Origin of the sequence: Rhodococcus sp. IEGM 1318 (genome assembly GCF_033142465.1) — a bacterium.
GTDB lineage: Bacteria > Actinomycetota > Actinomycetes > Mycobacteriales > Mycobacteriaceae > Rhodococcus_F > Rhodococcus_F qingshengii_B.
In genome coordinates this window covers 141,114-158,132 of record NZ_JAWLSC010000004.1, presented here as the reverse complement: position 1 = coordinate 158,132, position 17,019 = coordinate 141,114, and the positions used below count along the sequence as shown (strand labels likewise).

Sequence of the window (17,019 nt, the reverse complement as noted above, 5' to 3'; positions counted from 1 at the left end):
TTGGTAACCTTCGCTCACTATGCTGATCAGGCTGCTGCGCACTTATCTGACGCCGTACCGGGGTGAACTCACGGGCGTTGTCGTCCTGCAGTTTATTTCGACTATGGCGGCTCTTTACCTTCCGAGTCTCAACGCCGACATCATCGACAACGGCGTGACCAAAGGCGACACCGGCTACATCCTCTCCACCGGCGGGATGATGCTCATGGTCACGCTGACGCAGATCCTGTGCTCGGTGGGTGCCGTCTTCTTCGGTGCGCGAGTCGCCATGGGCGTCGGACGCGATCTCCGGGCTTCGGTGCTGCATCAGGTCGGGACGTTTTCGGCCCGAGAGGTCGGGCACTTCGGTGCGCCTTCGCTGATCACCCGCAACACCAACGACGTCCAGCAAGTGCAGATGATGGTCGTGATGAGTTGCACCATCCTCGTCATGGCGCCGATCATGTGTATCGGCGGCATCATCATGGCTCTGCGCCAGGACCTGAATCTTTCCTGGATCCTCGGGATCAGCGTCCCGCTCCTCGTAGTCTCGATGGGTTTCCTGATCGCCCGGATGGTCCCCGGATTCCGGGTCATGCAGGGCCGCCTCGACGCCGTCAACCGTGTTCTTCGCGAACAGATCACGGGCATCCGCGTCGTCCGAGCGTTTGTACGGGAACCGTACGAGGTAGAGCGTTTCGGCGACGCCAACCGCGAACTGACGGAGACTGCACTCGGCGTCGGCCGCCTCATGGCACTGATGTTCCCGCTCGTGATGCTGATCAGCAATGTCACCAGCGTCGCGGTCATCTGGTTCGGTGGCCATCAGATCAACGAGGGCTCGATGCAGATCGGCTCGCTCACCGCGATGCTCAGCTACATCATGCAGATCCTGATGGCCGTCATGATGGCCACCTTCATGGCGGTGATGCTGCCGCGTGCGTCGGTGTGCGCCGAACGTATCTCCGAGGTGCTCGACACGGATTCGTCGGTGATTCCGCCCGAGAATCCGGTCCGAGAACTGAAGGACCCGGGAGTCGTCGAACTTCGTGGAGCTCAGTTCCAGTTCCCCGGAGCCGAGGAGCCAGTGTTGCGCGACATCACCTTCCGCGCCGAACCAGGCAAGACGACGGCGATCATCGGCGGCACCGGTTCGGGAAAGACCACTCTGCTCAACCTGATTCCGCGTTTGATCGACTCCACCTCCGGATCGGTATCGGTGGGCGGCGTCGACGTCCGCGACATCGACACGGAGCTGCTCTGTTCGGTGATCGGTCTGGTCCCGCAGAAGCCGTATCTGTTCTCCGGCACTGTCGCCACCAATCTCCGCTACGGAAACCCCGAAGCTACCGACGAATGGCTGTGGGAGTGCCTCGAGATCGCCCAAGCTGCCGACTTCATCCGCGCCATGCCCGAAGGCCTGGACACACCGGTGGCACAAGGCGGTACGACGGTATCGGGCGGTCAGCGTCAGAGACTCGCCATCGCCAGAGCGTTGGTGCGTAAGCCACAGATCTATCTGTTCGACGATTCCTTCTCGGCACTCGACCTCACTACTGATGCGAGGCTGCGTGCGGCGCTCCGGCCGGTCACGCAAGACGCCTGCATCGTCGTTGTCGCGCAGCGTATTTCCACCATCGTGGAAGCCGATCAGATCATCGTGCTCGACGACGGCGCCATCGTGGGGATCGGCACGCACGACGAACTCGTGGTCAGTTGTCCCACCTACGGCGAAATTGTCGCCTCTCAGCTAGCCGTACAGGACGCATCATGAGCAATCGACCGACTTCCTCGCCTCCCATCGGCCCGCCCGGCGGCGGCGATCCCACAAAGAAGGCCATGAACTTCGGCCCTTCGCTCAAACGTCTCCTCGGTCGCTTGAGCCCCGACAAGCCGATCGTCGTCCTGATCTTCGCTTTGGTGACCGCAAGCGTCGTACTTTCCTCGATCGCTCCGAAGATCCTGGGAAACGCCACCAACCTGATCTTCGACGGAATCGTCAGCAAGCAACTCCAGCCGGGGACGACAAAGGAACAGGCTGTCGAAGGATTGCGCGCTTCGGGGCAGGGTCAGCTCGCCGACATGGTGTCCGGCATGGCAGTTGTGCCTGGAACCGGAATCGATTTCGACGCAGTCGGCAAGGTCTTGATGATCGTGCTGCTGCTGTTCGTCTGCGCGTCGCTGTTCAGTTGGCTGCAGGCGTATCTGCTCAACATCGTGGTCCAGCGAACCGTTCGTCGTCTGCGTGAGGACGTCGAACAGAAGATTCATCGACTTCCCTTGCGGTACTTCGATACCCATGCCCGCGGTGATGTTCTCTCACGCGTGACCAATGATATCGACAACGTCGCGCAGAGCTTGCAGCAGACGCTCAGCCAGTTGGTCATGTCGGTGATGACCGTCCTGGGCATTCTGGTGATGATGCTGTGGATCTCACCGCTGCTCGCCTTGATCGCGGTGGCAACTGTTCCGCTGTCGATCATGGTGACGGCGTTTATCGCGAAGCGTTCACAGAAGCACTTCGTGGCGCAGTGGAAGAGCACCGGCGGAATCAACGCGCAGGTCGAGGAAGCATTCAGCGGCCACGAGTTGGTCAAGGTGTTCGGTCGCCAGCAGGAGGTCGAGGAGCGCTTCCGCAAGCAGAACGAGGATCTGTACGAGTCCAGCTTCAAGGCGCAGTTCATTTCCGGTCTGGTCATGCCGGCCGTGATGTTCCTGGGCAACCTCAACTACGTCGCCATCGCAATGGTGGGTGGCATGCGCGTCGCATCCGGAACGATGACGCTCGGCGATGTGCAAGCGTTCATCCAGTACTCGCGGCAGTTCACCCAGCCGCTCACGCAGATAGCGTCGATGACCAATCTGCTGCAGTCCGGCGTCGCTTCGGCCGAGCGGGTCTTCGCGCTGCTCGACCAAGACGAGCAGTCGGAGGACCCGAAGAGCGCGAAGTCGCCCACGGTCGACAAGGGTCGCGTCAAGTTCGAGAACGTCACCTTCAGTTACAAGCCGGAACAGCCGCTGATCGAGGACCTGTCCCTGACTGCCGAGCCGGGCCAGATGGTTGCGATCGTCGGACCCACCGGCGCAGGCAAGACCACCCTCGTCAACCTCATCCTGCGGTTCTACGAACTCAATTCGGGCCGAATCACTTTGGACGGCATCGACATCGCCGACATGACGCGAGACGATCTGCGCTCACGGATCGGCATGGTTCTGCAGGACGCATGGCTGTTCGGTGGAACCATCCGCGAGAACATCGCCTACGGCAAGCCTGGTGCCACCGACGAGGAGATTCGTCGTGCGGCCGAGATGAGCTACGTCGACAAGTTCGTGCACTCTCTGCCTGAGGGTTACGACACGGTCATCGACGAGGAAGGCAGCAACGTCAGTGCGGGCGAGAAGCAGCTCATCACTATCGCCCGCGCCTTCATCTCGCAGCCGTCCATCCTGATCCTCGACGAGGCGACCAGTTCGGTGGACACGCGCACCGAACTGCTGGTCCAGAGCGCCACCGCGGTTCTGCGCAACGACCGAACCAGCTTTGTCATCGCGCACCGTCTTTCGACAATTCGTGATGCGAACCTGATCGTGGTGATGGAGGAAGGCCGGATCGTGGAGCAGGGGAGCCATGAAGCTCTGCTCGAATCCCGCGGCGCCTACTTCCGTCTGTACAACAGCCAATTCGTGGGCGCGGAGATCTAACCGCGCAACTACGGTGGTGAGCATGCTGATTGCCGAGGATCTGCTGTTGCTTGCCACCGACGACGTCAGCGGAAAGCTGCTGCAATCGTCGTCCTACGTCGACGTTGCGCTCGGAGGCGCGCTGCTGGTCGAACTCGTCCTTGCCGACCGCGTCCGCCTTGACGGCTCCGGATGGCGGGCGCGGGCAGTCGTTATCGACAATCGGCCACTCGCGGATCCCACTCTCAACGCTGCATTGGCACGGCTGGCCGAGAAGCCACCGGCCCGGCCGACTGCGGTGGTGAACCGACTTGCGAAGGGCGCACGCAAGGCGCTCTATGCAGGCATGCAAGCCCGCGGAATTGTGACGGCCGTGGAACATCAAGTGCTCGGGATCTTTCCGAGCGTCAGATGGCCGGCAACCAACCCGCAGTACGAGGATCAACTGCGCTTCGTGCTGCGTGAGATTCTGCTGGGCGTCCGCCAACCCGCTCCCGCCGAAGGTGCATTGGTGTCGATCCTGGCAGGCGCGAACATGCTCAAGGTGATCGTTCCATCCGATCAGTTCAAGTCGGCGAAAGCGCGAGCGAAGGTGTTGTCGCAGGGAAACTGGGCGAGCGAGGCAGTGCGGCAGTCGATCGCCGCGACGCAGGCAGCCACCACCGCTGCGCTCACCGCAACAATTGCGGCGTCGGCATCTACGGGATCGTGACGGGGCGATGCTGGACGACGTGGCCCTTTCTGCAGCTGTGACAGGATTGAGCCCGTGACTTCTGCACTACCGACACCGCCCGTGCCCTCCGTCGACAAGCGTCCCGAGTCGATTTTCACCATTGGGACCAGGCTCGAGGACCGGCTCGGGCGAACCGGCACCATCCACACACCGCACGGTGACATCGCGACGCCGTCGTTTGTGGCCGTCGGAACCAAGGCCACGGTCAAGGCAGTGCTGCCCGAGTCCATGAAGGAACTCGGTGCGCAGTCGTTGCTCGCCAACGCGTACCACCTTTACCTGCAGCCGGGACCCGACATCGTCGACGAGGCCGGCGGGCTGGGCAAGTTCATGAACTGGGACGGGCCCACCTTCACCGACAGCGGTGGCTTCCAGGTCATGTCGCTTGGTGTCGGGTTCAAGAAGGTGCTCGCGATGGAGGCCGTCGGCGTGCAGTCCGACGACGTCATCGCGAAGGGCAAGGAGCGTCTCGCGACGGTCGACGACGAGGGCGTGACGTTCAAATCGCACCTCGACGGCAGTAAGCATCGCTTCACCCCTGAGGTGTCGATGCAGATCCAGCATCAGCTGGGCGCCGACATCATGTTCGCGTTCGACGAGCTCACCACGCTGCTCAACACCCGCGGCTACCAGGAGCGATCGGTCGAGCGCACGCAGGCGTGGGCGATCCGCTGCATCAACGAGCACGAGAAGCTCACCGCCGAACGCGCCGACAAGCCCTATCAGGCGCTCTTCGGCGTCATCCAAGGCGCGCAGTACGAGGATCTGCGTCGTCAGGCCTGTCGCGGCCTCGAGTCGATCGAAGGCGAGAACGGATACGGCTTCGACGGGTACGGCATCGGCGGTGCTTTGGAGAAGCAGAACCTCGGAACGATCGTGCGCTGGTGCAACGAGGAGCTACCCGAGAACAAACCGCGTCACATGCTCGGTATCAGTGAACCGGACGACTTCTTCGTCGCAATCGAGAACGGTGCGGACACCTTCGACTGCGTCAACCCGTCGCGTGTTGCTCGCAATGCCGCGATCTACGTCCGCTCCGGCCGGTTCAACATCAACACCAGCCGATTCCGTCGTGACTTCACGCCTATCGACGACGAGTGCGACTGCTACACCTGCGCCAACTACACCCGCGCGTACATCCATCACCTCTTCAAGGCGAAGGAAATGCTCGCGTCGACGCTCTGCACCATCCACAACGAGCGATTCACCGTGAAGTTGGTCGACGACATCCGAGCCAGCATCGAAGGCGGATATTTCCACGACTTCAAAGCGGACATGCTCGGAAAGTTCTACGCGGCGAAGACGCCTGCACCTCAGGCGTAGGTCGGTTCGCGCTTCTTCACGTAGGCGATGACGCGGTAGGTGATCGGCATGACCAGTACCTCGACAAGCGTCTTCCACAGGAAGCCGACCAGCACGTAGTTGATGAAGTCTTCCCACGTGCTGATGCCGATGACACCGGCCGCGATGGAACAGAAGATCAGGGTATCGGCGAATTCGCCGACGACGGTCGAGCCGATCAGCCGCGCCCACAGGTGCTTCTCCTGCATGCGCTTCTTCATCATGACCAGCACTAGGGAGTTCAAGAGCTGGCCGACGAGGTAGGCGGCCAAGCCTGCGACCAGTAGCCGGGGAATGACGCCCACTACGGTTTCGAGGGCGGCCTGGTTCTCGTAGAACGCCGCCGACGGGAGCTGCACGGCAATCCAGAAGCACGCGGCAGCAAGGATCAGTGCGCCGAAGCCCAGGTAGATCGCGCGTCTGGTCGCTTTGAAGCCGTAGACCTCGCTGAGCACGTCACCGAGGACATAGGCGAGCGGGAACAAGAAGAAGCCGCCGTCGGTGATGATGGGCAGAATCTGCAAGGGACCGAGCGAGAACTCGGAATCCGCGAAGAAGGCGACCCCTTTGGTCGCCGCAACGTTCGAGATCAGCAGCGTCGCGGTGAACAGCGCGACGATCGTCGGGTAATAACCCCGGCTGACGTGCGCAAATTTGGTTTCGTGGGTCGATTCGTCTTGCTGATCCTGAGCTGTCACGTCCGTCATCCAAGCACCACAAGGCGCTCGGATGCGAGTTGGCGACCGTCCAGTTGCGCAGAACACACCGAAGGCCCTGCGGTTTCACGTGGAACCGCAGGGCCTTCAGTAATGGGATGAAGCCTGATCAGAGTGCTGCTACGAAGCGTCCTGTGATGACGCGATACGCGTAGGTGCCTGCGATGAGAGTGGCCGGTCCGGTGACCAGCAATCCGAGACCGCAGAGCAGTGCGCCAACGAGATTGATGCCGATTGCCGCGAGTGCCAGGAGAAGCAGCGGGCCGACATTCTTGGAGATGACGCTGGCGCTCGACTTGATTGCGGTGACGGGATCCTGATCCTGATCTATAACGAACTGCAACGTGAAGTAGGTCAGGAACGCGATGACGATGCCCGGAATGATCAGCAGGACGAGGCCGATCGCTACCGCGAACCCTACCAAGATGCTCGCCAGAATAACGGCGCCGATGTTCGAGAACTGGAAGAAGGAACCGAAAGCAGGCTTGTTGCCGTCGACTTCATGGAGGGCACCTCGAACGTAGGCAGCCTGGATCAGAATGCTGACGACGATCGAGACCAATCCGCCGATGATGCTCAACGCCGACACCGAAGTCGAACCGTCTGTCGAGAAGTCGAAGCCACCGAACAACAGGTTGATGCCAAAGGAAATCAAGCCCGCGACAACAGTGATACCGATCCACGTCAGCGCATTGTTCTTGAAGCGTTCCCAGCCGTAATTCAGCGCGGCACCCACGGAAAGCTGCGGTCCACCGAATCCTGCGCCGTAGTCATTGGCGGGCGGCGGCGGGAAGTTGCCGCCTCCGGGAGGTGGCGGGTAACCGCCGGGCGGCGGGTAGTTTCCGCCGGGAGGGGGATAGCTTCCACCCTGAGGGGGCGGAGGGAAGTTGCCCTGTGGGGGCGGCGGGTAGCCGCCGGGCGGGGGATAACTTCCACCCTGCGGAGGACCGGCCGGTGGAGGGTAACTTCCGGGAGGAGGTGTTCCCTGTTGGCCATATGGATCCTGGGGTGGGAATTGCTTCCCGCCTTCTGGATTCTGGTTGGGGTCGTACCCGCCGGTTGTCATGTGTTCCCCTCAGTCGTAAATATCGCGCTCGAGTGTGACAGTGGATATGACCCTACTGGGATCAAAGAGCTATGTGGATGACATCTGCTCACTTGGATTCGGAGGTCACCTGTGGTTTAGGCTGCGTTGTATGACGAGTTCCGGGGTCAACAACGACGATTCTTCGAGTGATTACCAGGCAAAACCTGGATACGGAGAATTTCCGAGCCTGCCTCCCGAGGGGTACGGCGTGTCCCCGTCCGAAACGCAGTCTTCACCTGAAGTTCCCGGATATACCACTCCCAACGAGCAGTACCCGGGTTATCCGCCGCCGTCGTACAACCCGCCCGGTAATACGCCTCAGCCGGGTGGGATTGGTGAACCCAACCCATACCTGCCGCCGCAGAGTTTCGGACCGCCGAATCAATATCAGCAGAATCAATATCAGCAACCCGGACAATACGGACAGGCTCAGTACGGACAAGCTCAATACGGCCAACCTCCGAACCCGTACGGTCAACCGAATCAATTCACGGGTGGGTACGCACCGCCGATGCAGCCGGTCGGCACCAATGGTCTCGCAATTGCATCGCTGGTTGTATCGCTTGCAGGCGGTTGCTTCTACAGCGTCGGCGGAATCATCGGAATCATCTTGGGAATTGTCGCGCTCAATCAGATCAAGCAGACAGGTCAAGAGGGACGCGGGCTTGCGATTGCCGGAATTGCGGTCGGAGCGGCTTTCTTGGCGATTTTTGCCGTGATTCTCGTAGTCGCACTCATAGCGAGTGCATCGTCGTCGTACTGAAGTGGCGTCGTACTGAAGTGCCTGGCACTCACACGGAAGTGACGATGGACGACGCAGGAAGTGGCTTCCCGAAGTAATAGCCCTGGCCCATGTCGCAGCCGGCGCGCAGGACGTTGGCTGCGTGTTCGGCGGTTTCTACGCCCTCGGCTATCGAATCAAGACCGAGCTTCCGAGCGATGTCGGTGATGGACTCCATGACCATGAAGGCGCGATCTCCAGCACGACCCGCTGCGCTGACGGCCCAGGTCAACGATTGGTCGATCTTGAGAATGTCGAGCGGCAATTCCGATAACGCGGAGAACGATGCGAAGCCCGCCCCGAAATCATCGAGGGCAATTCGAATTCCTTCGTTGTGCAGGATGTGAAGAGTCTCGGCGGCATGCTGACCCACGACGCCGAGTTCGGTGACTTCCACGATAATTCTGCTCAGTGGGGTTTCAGAACTGTCGAGCGCTCCGAGGATCTCGTGAGCTGCGTGCGGGGTAGCGAGTTGGCGAGGCGAAAAGTTGACCGCGACCATCATGTGCTCGGGCCACGACGCTGTTTGGGCGCAAATCATGTCCAGAGCTTGTAATCCGATGGGAATGATGAGCCCGGAAGACTCGGCGGAGCGCATGAAATCTTGAGGCTCGATCAACCCTCGAAGTGGATGGCGCCACCGCAGCAGGGCTTCATAGCTGATAATTGCTGACGAGTTCAGATTGACCTGGGGTTGATACAACACCTCGAATTGATGGTCGTCGAGTGCCTCGCGAAGCTCGCGGACCATGCGTATTTCCTTTTCGTCCTGAGTCTCCCGTGCCGGACGTGCGTGTCAGCGTGGATGCTGCAAGTGGGTCCTGCGGTCGGATTCCAGGTTCAGATCCCGGCCGTAGTTTTGCAGGGACCACTCGCCCTTAAATGCCTTCGCCAGTCTCGACCGTACTTCACTATTGGAGAATTGCCAACGAATAGCTATTGCGGACGGCTTGCTCATATCGGACAATCGACCCTTTGCTCCGTCGAGGTGCAAATTGATCCTTCGCTTACTTCGCCGGGAAAATCCACGGGGTCCGGGGGATCTTCCGAGAATCGAATCGATCCGCCAATAGTGGTGGTGTGACAACTTCGCCGGGTTCGGCGAGGCCGATGCTCGACGCGATCATCGTCAGAACCTGTTCGGCACTGCGTCCGGCCTCGAGTTGATCTGCAAGAGTCACGGCGCCGTCGCGCTTCGCGAGTCGTTTGCCTTCACTGTTCACCGCGAGAGGAACGTGCGCGTACGACGGTGGTTCGATGTCGAGCAGTCGAGCAAGGTAGGCCTGGCGTGGAGCCGAGGTCAGGAGGTCGTCGCCGCGGACCACCTGGTCGATGTTCTGGGCGCCGTCGTCGACGACAACGGCGAGGTTGTAGGCGGGTACCCCGTCACCGCGGAGCAGGACGACGTCGTCGACTTGTCCCGTCACTTCGCCGAACAGTTCGTCGTGCACGGTGAACGAGTCGATGCCGGCCCGTAGCCTCAGTGCGGGGGATCGGCCGATTGCTGATTTCTCGGCGCGTTCGGCCTCCGACAGGTTTCGACACGTGCCGGGGTAGGCGCCGTCGGGAGCATGGGGAGCGGACGGTGCCTGCAGAATCTCCTTGCGTGTGCAGAAGCAAGGATAGGTCAGGTCACGCTCGCGTAATAGTTCGATGGCCTTGTGGTACAAGGGAAGACGGTGTGACTGTAGGACGACCGGGCCGTCCCAGGTGAGGCCGAGCACCCGCAGATCGTCGAGTTGCCGTTCCATCGCGCCGGGTCGGACACGGTCGAGATCCTCGACCCGAATGAGGAAGTCGCGCCCGCTGGTGCGGGCGAACAACCAGGCCAAGAGGGCGGTTCGGAGGTTTCCCAGATGGAGATCGCCGGACGGGCTCGGCGCGAAGCGCCCTGCTCCTGCCACGTCAGCTGGCGAGCCCGACGGAGGCGAGCGGGTTCTCGGCGTCGTGCAGGGTGAGGCGGATTGCGGTTTCCAAAGCGTGATCGAGGTACTGCGGCGGATACATGGCGGGGCTTCCGAGTGCGTCGAGTGCCAACCCGTTTACGGTTGAAAGTAGGAGTGTTGCTCTGGTTTCCGCTTCCGGGGTTCCGATCCCGATCAGGACCGTCGAGATGCCGGTGCGGATTGTGAACAGAGTTGTCCGGCGGATTTCGGAGAGTGACTCGCTGGTCGCGGCACGCACGGCAAATGCGGCGAGCACATGTGCCTCGCGCGTGCGTTGTTCGTCGAGGGGCAGCAGTTGCGAGAGTGCCTGGAACAGAGAGGTATGCGGATCCGCGTCGGCGGACGACTCGGCCAGTCTTGTCAACAATCGATCGACGAGTGTTCGCAGTGCGAATGCGAACATCTCGTCCTTGGTCGAGAAATGATGTTGCACTGCGCCGATCGAGACGCCCGCTCGTTTTGCGACCTCGCGGACGCTGGCGTTTTCCAGTCCGGATTCCGCGGCGACGTCGAACAATGCCGCCGCAAGCAGGTCTGGACTCGTGGAGGATTTTCGACGCTCTGGCATACCGCGACATTACATGTGTATGGAAGTAATGCGCACGTCAGGGGTGCTTTTTCACGCTTTCCGGCCGAGGAAGGCAAGGAGTTTCGTCGCTTTGTCAGCGTTGTCCGGAACCTGTATTTCCGGGCCGCATACGCCGCTCATGCGGATCGAGTCGCCCAGGCCCGCGGCGATCTCCGACACCCAGTCCACGTCCGCGTCTCGCATCGCCGTATCGGTACCGGTTGCGGCTGCGAGGTCCCAACCGTGGATGACCAGATCGAAACACAAGAACCCTTCGACCGTGGCCCCGAGGTTGGTCCTGCCGAAGTGCCCGTCGTATTCGAGAGTGGACTTTTCTGGATCGTCCAGAATTTCCTGCATCGAATCGCGGACGGCCGCCCAGGCTGCGGACGGGTCGTCGTCAACCGACGGGCCCGAGGCCAATTCCAGGCCGACTACCTTGACCATGTCTCGTTCGCTGTCGAGCACGTGTCTCACCACGTCGCGGGCGGTCCAGCCCTCGCAGGGGGAATCGTTGTCCCAGCGATCTGCGGGTACGGCGTCGATCCGCGCCGTGAATTCGGCGGCCAGATCCCGATAGCGTTGGGCGGGGGAGTTCTCTGTTGAAGTCATGACGTCGATCCTTCTCCGCCGCGGAGCATCGTGATTGATTATTTCGGACATTCACTCGATTTCCGGAGCGTCCGCCCAGATATCCATCGGTACGACACCGGCACTCTTTCCTTCGTCATCGAGAAGTCGGCCGACCCTTTTCATGGATCTCAGCACCACCGATCTGTTCAGCACCACCAGACCCGGCGCCTCTTGGGCGAGTTGTACCTCGGTAATGGGGGTTTCACGAAGGGAATGGGCGGCGATCGCGAGCAATGTGTTGGCGCGGCCTCCGGATATCCGCATGCAAACGCGCATGCCTGGCACTCGTTCCACCAGCGCACGAATCGTCGACCGGTCCGTGGGATCGACATATCCCCACACCCAGGTCACGAAAGGCCAACCGGACAACGGCAGTGACACGTCGCAGCGGAACACGATCTGGTTGCGCGACGTCAGTTCGGCAAGGCGCCGCCTGACCGTACTTTCGCTGAGGCCGGTACCGACCGTGAGCTCTGCAATCGATGATCGACCGTCCTCGCCCAGCTTCAAGATCAATCGGCGATCGACCGCGTCGAACGTCTTACCGTGATGGCGCTGATCCGTCGGTGCATATCTGTAGCGCACAGGCCGGTCTGTCATCACCGCCCGCTGCGTGGCATCGAGTACCTGCAACTTCCAGTCGTCTCCGATCGCGAAGACTTCGGTGACGAGATGTGCACGCGAACTGACGATTCCGGGCACCGACGCCAGCGAGCGAAGCATGAAGCGCGACAGGAAAGCCATGTCTCTGACTTCGACGAGAAGAGTCAAGTCGCCTGGGCCGCTTGTGTGTTCGACGCTCAGCACTTGCGGCCAGAGGGCGAGTCGTTCGGCAATCGCCAAGGCGTGCGAAGTCGTGCAGTCGACTTCCACGAATGCCAGACACGATTCCGGACGGCCGTGGCCGGTTGCCCTCGCGGAGACCCAGGCTGTGCCGGAGTCCTGTAGTCGCTGCCAGCGCCGCGCGACGGTGACCGGATCGACTTTGAGCGCGTCACCAACCGTGCGCCACGACGCTCGCGGGTTGAGTTGCAGGCAATTGATCAGGGCGAGGTCAACGTCGTCGAGTACGGCGGAATCCTGCGTTTGTTCGATCATCATGCAAGTATCGTGCATCTTCATTGTGTCTGGGATCACTTCATTCATGCTCGAAGGGCAGAACGCGGCGGCGAGTGCCTGCCGTGTTCCTGCTGTGAGAGGAGAATCCTGATGCCGTCCACCACGTTGTCCGCCGTTCCGACCGAGAGAAGCGTCGAGTGGGTGAAGCGCCTCATCGGTATCGATACGACGAGTGCCCTGAGCAATCGACCGTTGATCGATCTCGTCGCTGCGGAACTACGTCGCCACGGCGTTGAGCCGATACTTGTTCCCGATGACGAGGGAACGAAGCTCAACTTGTTGGCCACGTTCACGCCTCCTGACGGAAGTACTTCCGGTGGTGTGATGTTCTCCGGCCACACAGACGTTGTGCCGGTCGACGATCAAGACTGGAGCAGCGACCCTTTCGCCCCCGAAATTCGCGACGGAAGTCTGTACGGACGCGGCACGTGCGACATGAAGTCGTTCATCGGGATCGTTGTCGCGGCGATCCCCGACATCGTTGCTCGGCCGCTGGCGAAGCCGATTCACTTCGCATTCTCCTACGACGAGGAAGTCGGCTGCATCGGTGCTGACGGATTGGTCGAGGAGATCGGTACCCGGGGCCTGCGACCTGAGGTGTGCATTGTCGGAGAGCTGTCGGAGATGCGAGTCATTCGCGCGCACAAGTCGATGAACGTCATACGTCTTGATCTGCAGGGCGTTTCGGCTCACTCGTCGCTCACTCCACAAGGAGTGAACGCAATCGAATACGGCGCCGAGTTGATTCGATTCGTCAGAAGCGTGGCCGACGAGCTCCGTGCGTCCGGCCCGCACGACGACGCATTCGACGTGGCCTGGACAACATGCTCGGTCAATCTCGTATCCGGCGGAATAGCAGTCAACACAGTGCCCGAGGATTGCTCCATCACTTTCGAGTTCAGGAGTATCAGCACAGCAGGAGCCGAGGATCTGCTCGAACGCTTTGCCGCCGAGGCTAATCGGATCGAAACATTGATGCGGGAAGAAAATCCGTCGGCCTCCGTGACGATGCACGTCTCGGCCTCGGTTCCTCCGCTGGAGACGGATGCGAATGCTTCGGCGGCTGCACTGGTAGAACAATGGGGCGGTCGGCCCACGGACGAAAAGGTCGCCTACGCCACCGAGGCCGGCATGTTCGCGAGTATCGGTGTCCCTACGGTTGTGTGCGGTCCGGGAAGTATCACGCAGGCTCATGCACCCGACGAGTACGTGACACTTGACCAATTGGCACAGTGCGAGCAGTTCGTTCGGAGCGTCATCGCTCACGCCCGCGCCTGATCCACCCCCTAATCCCCTAAGGAAACCTATGTCCACGGCAACTACGCCAACCTCCGGAACTGTCACTCCGGAACGCCTGGCCGCTGCTCGCAAGGCGGTGATCAGCAGCTCACTCGGCGCCGCGCTCGAGTGGTTCGACGTCATCGTCTACGCGTCATTCGCAGTGGTCATCGCCCATAACTTCTTTCCCGGTGGCGACAACACACTCGGATTGATACTGACGTTTGCGACGTTCGCAATCTCGTACGTCATCCGGCCACTGGGCGGGATGGTTCTCGGCAGCTACGCCGACCGTCGCGGGCGCAAGAACGCCTTGACGTTGACGATGATGCTGATGATGATCGGCACGCTCATCATGGCCGTGGCGCCGACGACCTCGATGATCGGTCCGTGGGCCGGCGTCGTCATCCTGGTTTCACGGCTCATTCAAGGATTCTCCGCCGGTGGCGAATTCGGTACTGCCACAACATTCCTCGTGGAAACTGCGCCACACAAGAAGGCGTTCTACTCTTCCTGGCAGGTAGCGAGCCAAGGTGCCTCGGTGTTCCTGGCATCGTTGTTCGGATACGTGCTCAACACCCATCTCTCGCATGAAGCGCTTTACTCGTGGGGCTGGCGCGTTCCGTTCTTCTTCGGCATCATCGTCGGCCCGGTCGGTCTCTACATCCGTGCCAAGCTCGACGAAACGGACGATTTCAAGACGAGCGTCCCGGATAGAGCCCCCCTGAAGACGACGCTGACCAGGCATCTCGGCCGGGTGCTCACCGGTGCCGCAGTAGTCGGCGTCGCGACTATCTCGATCTATCTCATCTTGTACATGCCGACGTTTGCCGTGAAGAATCTCGGAGTATCCGCCTCTGCCGGCTATCTCGGCGGTATCGTCGCCGGACTGGTCACCTTGATCACTGTGCCGTTGATCGGTCATCTTGCAGACCGGGTCGGGCCTGCGAGAGTCATGACCTGGGCCGCCGTCGCGGCAATCGTCTTGGCCTGGCCGCTCTTCAAATTGATGGTCGATCACCCGTCGACTCTGACGCTCGTCCTGGTTGTTTCAGTCCTGGGCGTCATCATGGCGTTCGCCTTCGGCCCGTTGCCTGCCTTGATGAGTTCGCTGTTTCCTGCGGAGATTCGCGCTACCGGGATGTCTTTGTCGTACAACCTCGGCGTGACCCTGCTCGGCGGAATCGCGCCGTTGGTCTTGACCTGGTTGATCAGTACAACAGGCTCGCTCGACGCTCCGAGCTACTACTACATGACGGTCGCAGTTCTTTCCCTCGGCGGCCTGTGGTCGGCCAGGACACTTTTCAGTCAAAAGTGACGGCCAGGGGACGACGGTCGCGACTATGCGACCGCGTCTCCCTCGGCCAGCGCGACGACGGTATCCGACCCGTGCCAGTCGGGGGCTTGGGTTCGGAGCAGAGCCGCCGGGGTCAGCGACGAGATTCGGCGGCATTCACGCGTCAAGTGGGCCTGATCGCTGAATCCGCAGTGGGCAGCGGATTCAGCGAGTCCCAACGCGGGTCGACTGCGAGCGAGTGCCATGAAGCGCTGGAGACGCAAGATCGCGCGCAGAGTCGCAGGACCGTATCCGAAGGCGTCGTTGCAACGACGCTGGAGTTGGCGTGACGTCAGTGCGGCGGCGTCGGCGAGAGAGCTGACATTCCACGAATGTTCGGACAGTGCGGTGCGAACATGGTTGATCACCGGATCGTGACGGAAACTCGAATTTGCCCAACTTCGAACAGCATCTTCGAGGATGGAGACCTGTTCGTGGTCTTCGGAATTTTCCAAGCGGTTCAACAGTATTCGTTCTGTACGTGCGTCGGTTACATTGCTGAGGTCCGCGCGAGAGTCCCGAAGCTCGGACGCCGAAGTTCGCAGCATGGGCGAGGCTGATCCAGGGCGGAATCGAACACCCACGGAGCGTGTTCCCGGCGGAAGAGTGAACGACCACGCAGCGGTTTCCGGGCCGCAGACGCGGATGCCGACGCCACGTATCCACAGCACGTCCATGCAGGCATCGGGCACGAGGAGGTGCTCGCCTTCTGCACACGCCGTCCAGCCGCACACCAGGATGTCGGAGAGATCCGGGGCGACCGATTGTGGTGTGTACCAACCCATGACAAGAGCTTATCGAGCGTCACCGACACGAAGGCGAGTTCAGTCGACCGGGCCGAAGCGGTATCCGAACCCCCGGATGGTTTTGATGTATTCCGGTTTCGCGGGATCGGATTCGAGTTTGGACCGCAGGCTGAGAATCGTCGCGTCGACCGCACGCGTCTTTTCGTGGGCGGAACCCCACACGCTTCGGATCAGGTGATCACGCGAGTACACACGCCCAGGCTCGCTCGACAGTTCCAGGAGTACTCGCCATTCGGTCCGACTGAGGACCAGCAGCTTTCCGCCCATCGTCGCCGTCATCGCACGTCGATCGAGGAGCAAATCACCGTGACGTTGGTGTTTGCCGGCACTCGGATGTGCGGTTTCGCGAAGGATCGCGGTGACCCGAAGATCGAGCGCCTGAGAATCGATCGGACTCAGTGCAAAGTCCGAGACGGCGCGGTGTGGTGCTTCGTCGATGTCCTCACGGGTGTCCACCAACATCATGATCGGCATCGAACTGCGCAGGCGGATCTGTCGTGCGATCTCGTAGCCGTCGATGTCCGGCAACAGAAGGTCGATCACGGCAATATCGAAACTATCGGTGTCCAGGTCGTCGAGTAGACGGCGCCCAGTGCGGACGAGCTGTACCTGGTGCCCGAAATGTACTAATTCGGTACCGAGTGTCTGGACAAGATCCGAACGATCGGTAGCTGCAAGTATCAAGCTCACGTGAAATCCTCCCCCCGAAGGTGTTACTAGTCGTAACGGCTTGCATTGTGGCAGATCATCGACCGCGGGACCAGACATAAAGTGGCCCATCGACAGTTGAGGGAACGAGCGGCGTTCGTCGCTAAACTTTTTTCATGGGCACTCTGTTCGCGAGGTCGCCGCGCTGTGTCAGGGCTCCAAGCACCACGAATTCGAGCAACGGCAGAGTGCGTTGATGCATCGCGAGGACGGAACCGACGGTGACCCGCCGTGGGTGTCCGTCGATCCCGAAGCCAACAAGGTGGTTCTCCGTCGACGGAGTTGACGCTCAGGCTCAGGCTCACGC

Annotated in this window: 17 protein-coding genes; 8 read left to right on the top strand and 9 right to left on the bottom strand. The window is 60.9% G+C overall.

Annotated elements, in window-relative coordinates; translation table 11 throughout:
- The first annotated feature begins 19 nt into the window (after positions 1-19).
- Genes R4P65_RS11620 through tgt form a run of 4 tightly spaced genes read left to right on the top strand, consistent with a single transcriptional unit; the run spans position 20 to position 5,716 of the window.
- On the top strand, positions 20-1,753 hold the full coding sequence (locus R4P65_RS11620) for an ABC transporter ATP-binding protein (RefSeq protein ID WP_317826599.1): 1,734 nt from the start codon (positions 20-22) through the stop codon (positions 1,751-1,753).
- Positions 1,750-3,681 (top strand): ABC transporter ATP-binding protein, encoded by a 1,932-nt coding sequence (locus R4P65_RS11615; RefSeq protein ID WP_317826598.1) that lies wholly within the window; start codon positions 1,750-1,752, stop codon positions 3,679-3,681. Before R4P65_RS11620 ends, R4P65_RS11615 begins: the two co-directional genes overlap by 4 nt.
- 22 nt (positions 3,682-3,703) lie before the next feature.
- Positions 3,704-4,372, top strand: coding sequence for a GOLPH3/VPS74 family protein (locus R4P65_RS11610; RefSeq protein ID WP_317826597.1), 669 nt, complete (start codon positions 3,704-3,706; stop codon positions 4,370-4,372).
- Between the two features lie 54 nt (positions 4,373-4,426).
- On the top strand, positions 4,427-5,716 hold the full coding sequence (tgt, locus tag R4P65_RS11605; RefSeq protein ID WP_230816621.1) for a tRNA guanosine(34) transglycosylase Tgt: 1,290 nt from the start codon (positions 4,427-4,429) through the stop codon (positions 5,714-5,716).
- Here tgt and R4P65_RS11600 read toward each other — a convergent pair.
- The gene (locus tag R4P65_RS11600; RefSeq protein ID WP_317826596.1) at positions 5,707-6,441 is read right to left on the bottom strand and encodes a queuosine precursor transporter; all 735 of its coding nucleotides are present in this window, start codon (positions 6,439-6,441) and stop codon (positions 5,707-5,709) included. The two genes, tgt and R4P65_RS11600, sit on opposite strands and share 10 nt — an antisense overlap.
- Before the next feature lie 118 nt (positions 6,442-6,559).
- A complete protein-coding gene (locus tag R4P65_RS11595) occupies positions 6,560-7,516 on the bottom strand; it encodes a hypothetical protein (RefSeq protein WP_317826595.1) in 957 nt (318 codons plus the stop codon).
- Positions 7,517-7,646: 130 nt separating this feature from the next.
- Here R4P65_RS11595 and R4P65_RS11590 point away from each other — a divergent pair, with 130 nt between their 5' ends.
- Entirely contained in the window at positions 7,647-8,300 is a 654-nt protein-coding gene (locus R4P65_RS11590) for a DUF4190 domain-containing protein (RefSeq protein ID WP_317826594.1), read from the top strand.
- Between the two features lie 28 nt (positions 8,301-8,328).
- On the opposite strand, the gene R4P65_RS11585 is transcribed toward R4P65_RS11590, so the two are convergent.
- The 5 genes from R4P65_RS11585 to R4P65_RS11565 form a co-directional block, all read right to left on the bottom strand.
- Positions 8,329-9,069, bottom strand: a complete 741-nt coding sequence (locus R4P65_RS11585; protein WP_317826593.1) for an EAL domain-containing protein — start codon at positions 9,067-9,069, stop codon at positions 8,329-8,331.
- Between the two features lie 256 nt (positions 9,070-9,325).
- Entirely contained in the window at positions 9,326-10,222 is an 897-nt protein-coding gene (gene gluQRS, locus R4P65_RS11580; RefSeq protein ID WP_317826592.1) for a tRNA glutamyl-Q(34) synthetase GluQRS, read from the bottom strand.
- 1 nt (position 10,223) lies between these two features.
- Positions 10,224-10,832: a TetR/AcrR family transcriptional regulator gene (locus R4P65_RS11575; protein WP_317826591.1), complete on the bottom strand. Its 609-nt coding sequence runs from the start codon at positions 10,830-10,832 to the stop codon at positions 10,224-10,226.
- Positions 10,833-10,883: 51 nt separating this feature from the next.
- Entirely contained in the window at positions 10,884-11,444 is a 561-nt protein-coding gene (locus tag R4P65_RS11570; RefSeq protein ID WP_317826590.1) for a TIGR03086 family metal-binding protein, read from the bottom strand.
- Between the two features lie 51 nt (positions 11,445-11,495).
- On the bottom strand, positions 11,496-12,566 hold the full coding sequence (locus R4P65_RS11565; protein ID WP_317826589.1) for an Lrp/AsnC family transcriptional regulator: 1,071 nt from the start codon (positions 12,564-12,566) through the stop codon (positions 11,496-11,498).
- A gap of 108 nt (positions 12,567-12,674) precedes the next feature.
- On the opposite strand from R4P65_RS11565, the gene argE reads away from it, so the two are divergent.
- Both argE and R4P65_RS11555 read left to right on the top strand, forming a co-directional pair.
- Positions 12,675-13,862, top strand: a complete 1,188-nt coding sequence (argE, locus tag R4P65_RS11560) for an acetylornithine deacetylase (RefSeq protein ID WP_317826588.1) — start codon at positions 12,675-12,677, stop codon at positions 13,860-13,862.
- A 28-nt stretch (positions 13,863-13,890) separates the two neighbouring features.
- On the top strand, positions 13,891-15,180 hold the full coding sequence (locus R4P65_RS11555) for an MFS transporter (RefSeq protein ID WP_317826587.1): 1,290 nt from the start codon (positions 13,891-13,893) through the stop codon (positions 15,178-15,180).
- 23 nt (positions 15,181-15,203) lie between these two features.
- Here R4P65_RS11555 and R4P65_RS11550 read toward each other — a convergent pair whose 3' ends face one another.
- Complete coding sequence (locus R4P65_RS11550; protein WP_317826586.1) at positions 15,204-15,983, bottom strand: helix-turn-helix domain-containing protein; 780 nt, start codon at positions 15,981-15,983, stop codon at positions 15,204-15,206.
- Between the two features lie 39 nt (positions 15,984-16,022).
- Complete coding sequence (locus tag R4P65_RS11545; protein ID WP_317826585.1) at positions 16,023-16,694, bottom strand: response regulator transcription factor; 672 nt, start codon at positions 16,692-16,694, stop codon at positions 16,023-16,025.
- 163 nt (positions 16,695-16,857) lie between these two features.
- On the opposite strand from R4P65_RS11545, the gene R4P65_RS11540 reads away from it, so the two are divergent.
- Complete coding sequence (locus tag R4P65_RS11540) at positions 16,858-16,998, top strand: DUF6191 domain-containing protein (protein ID WP_317826807.1); 141 nt, start codon at positions 16,858-16,860, stop codon at positions 16,996-16,998.
- Positions 16,999-17,019: the final 21 nt, after the last annotated feature.

What these genes read in the sequence shown, in the direction of transcription:
- R4P65_RS11620 (WP_317826599.1), top strand. Translation starts at nt 20, where the DNA reads ATGCTGATCAGGCTGCTGCGCACTTATCTGACGCCGTACCGGGGTGAA.
- R4P65_RS11615 (WP_317826598.1), top strand. Translation starts at nt 1,750, where the DNA reads ATGAGCAATCGACCGACTTCCTCGCCTCCCATCGGCCCGCCCGGCGGC.
- R4P65_RS11610 (WP_317826597.1), top strand. Translation starts at nt 3,704, where the DNA reads ATGCTGATTGCCGAGGATCTGCTGTTGCTTGCCACCGACGACGTCAGC.
- R4P65_RS11600 (WP_317826596.1), bottom strand. Translation starts at nt 6,441, where the DNA reads ATGACGGACGTGACAGCTCAGGATCAGCAAGACGAATCGACCCACGAA.
- R4P65_RS11595 (WP_317826595.1), bottom strand. Translation starts at nt 7,516, where the DNA reads ATGACAACCGGCGGGTACGACCCCAACCAGAATCCAGAAGGCGGGAAG.
- R4P65_RS11590 (WP_317826594.1), top strand. Translation starts at nt 7,647, where the DNA reads ATGACGAGTTCCGGGGTCAACAACGACGATTCTTCGAGTGATTACCAG.
- R4P65_RS11585 (WP_317826593.1), bottom strand. Translation starts at nt 9,069, where the DNA reads ATGGTCCGCGAGCTTCGCGAGGCACTCGACGACCATCAATTCGAGGTG.
- R4P65_RS11575 (WP_317826591.1), bottom strand. Translation starts at nt 10,832, where the DNA reads ATGCCAGAGCGTCGAAAATCCTCCACGAGTCCAGACCTGCTTGCGGCG.
- R4P65_RS11570 (WP_317826590.1), bottom strand. Translation starts at nt 11,444, where the DNA reads ATGACTTCAACAGAGAACTCCCCCGCCCAACGCTATCGGGATCTGGCC.
- R4P65_RS11565 (WP_317826589.1), bottom strand. Translation starts at nt 12,566, where the DNA reads ATGATGATCGAACAAACGCAGGATTCCGCCGTACTCGACGACGTTGAC.
- argE (WP_317826588.1), top strand. Translation starts at nt 12,675, where the DNA reads ATGCCGTCCACCACGTTGTCCGCCGTTCCGACCGAGAGAAGCGTCGAG.
- R4P65_RS11555 (WP_317826587.1), top strand. Translation starts at nt 13,891, where the DNA reads ATGTCCACGGCAACTACGCCAACCTCCGGAACTGTCACTCCGGAACGC.
- R4P65_RS11550 (WP_317826586.1), bottom strand. Translation starts at nt 15,983, where the DNA reads ATGGGTTGGTACACACCACAATCGGTCGCCCCGGATCTCTCCGACATC.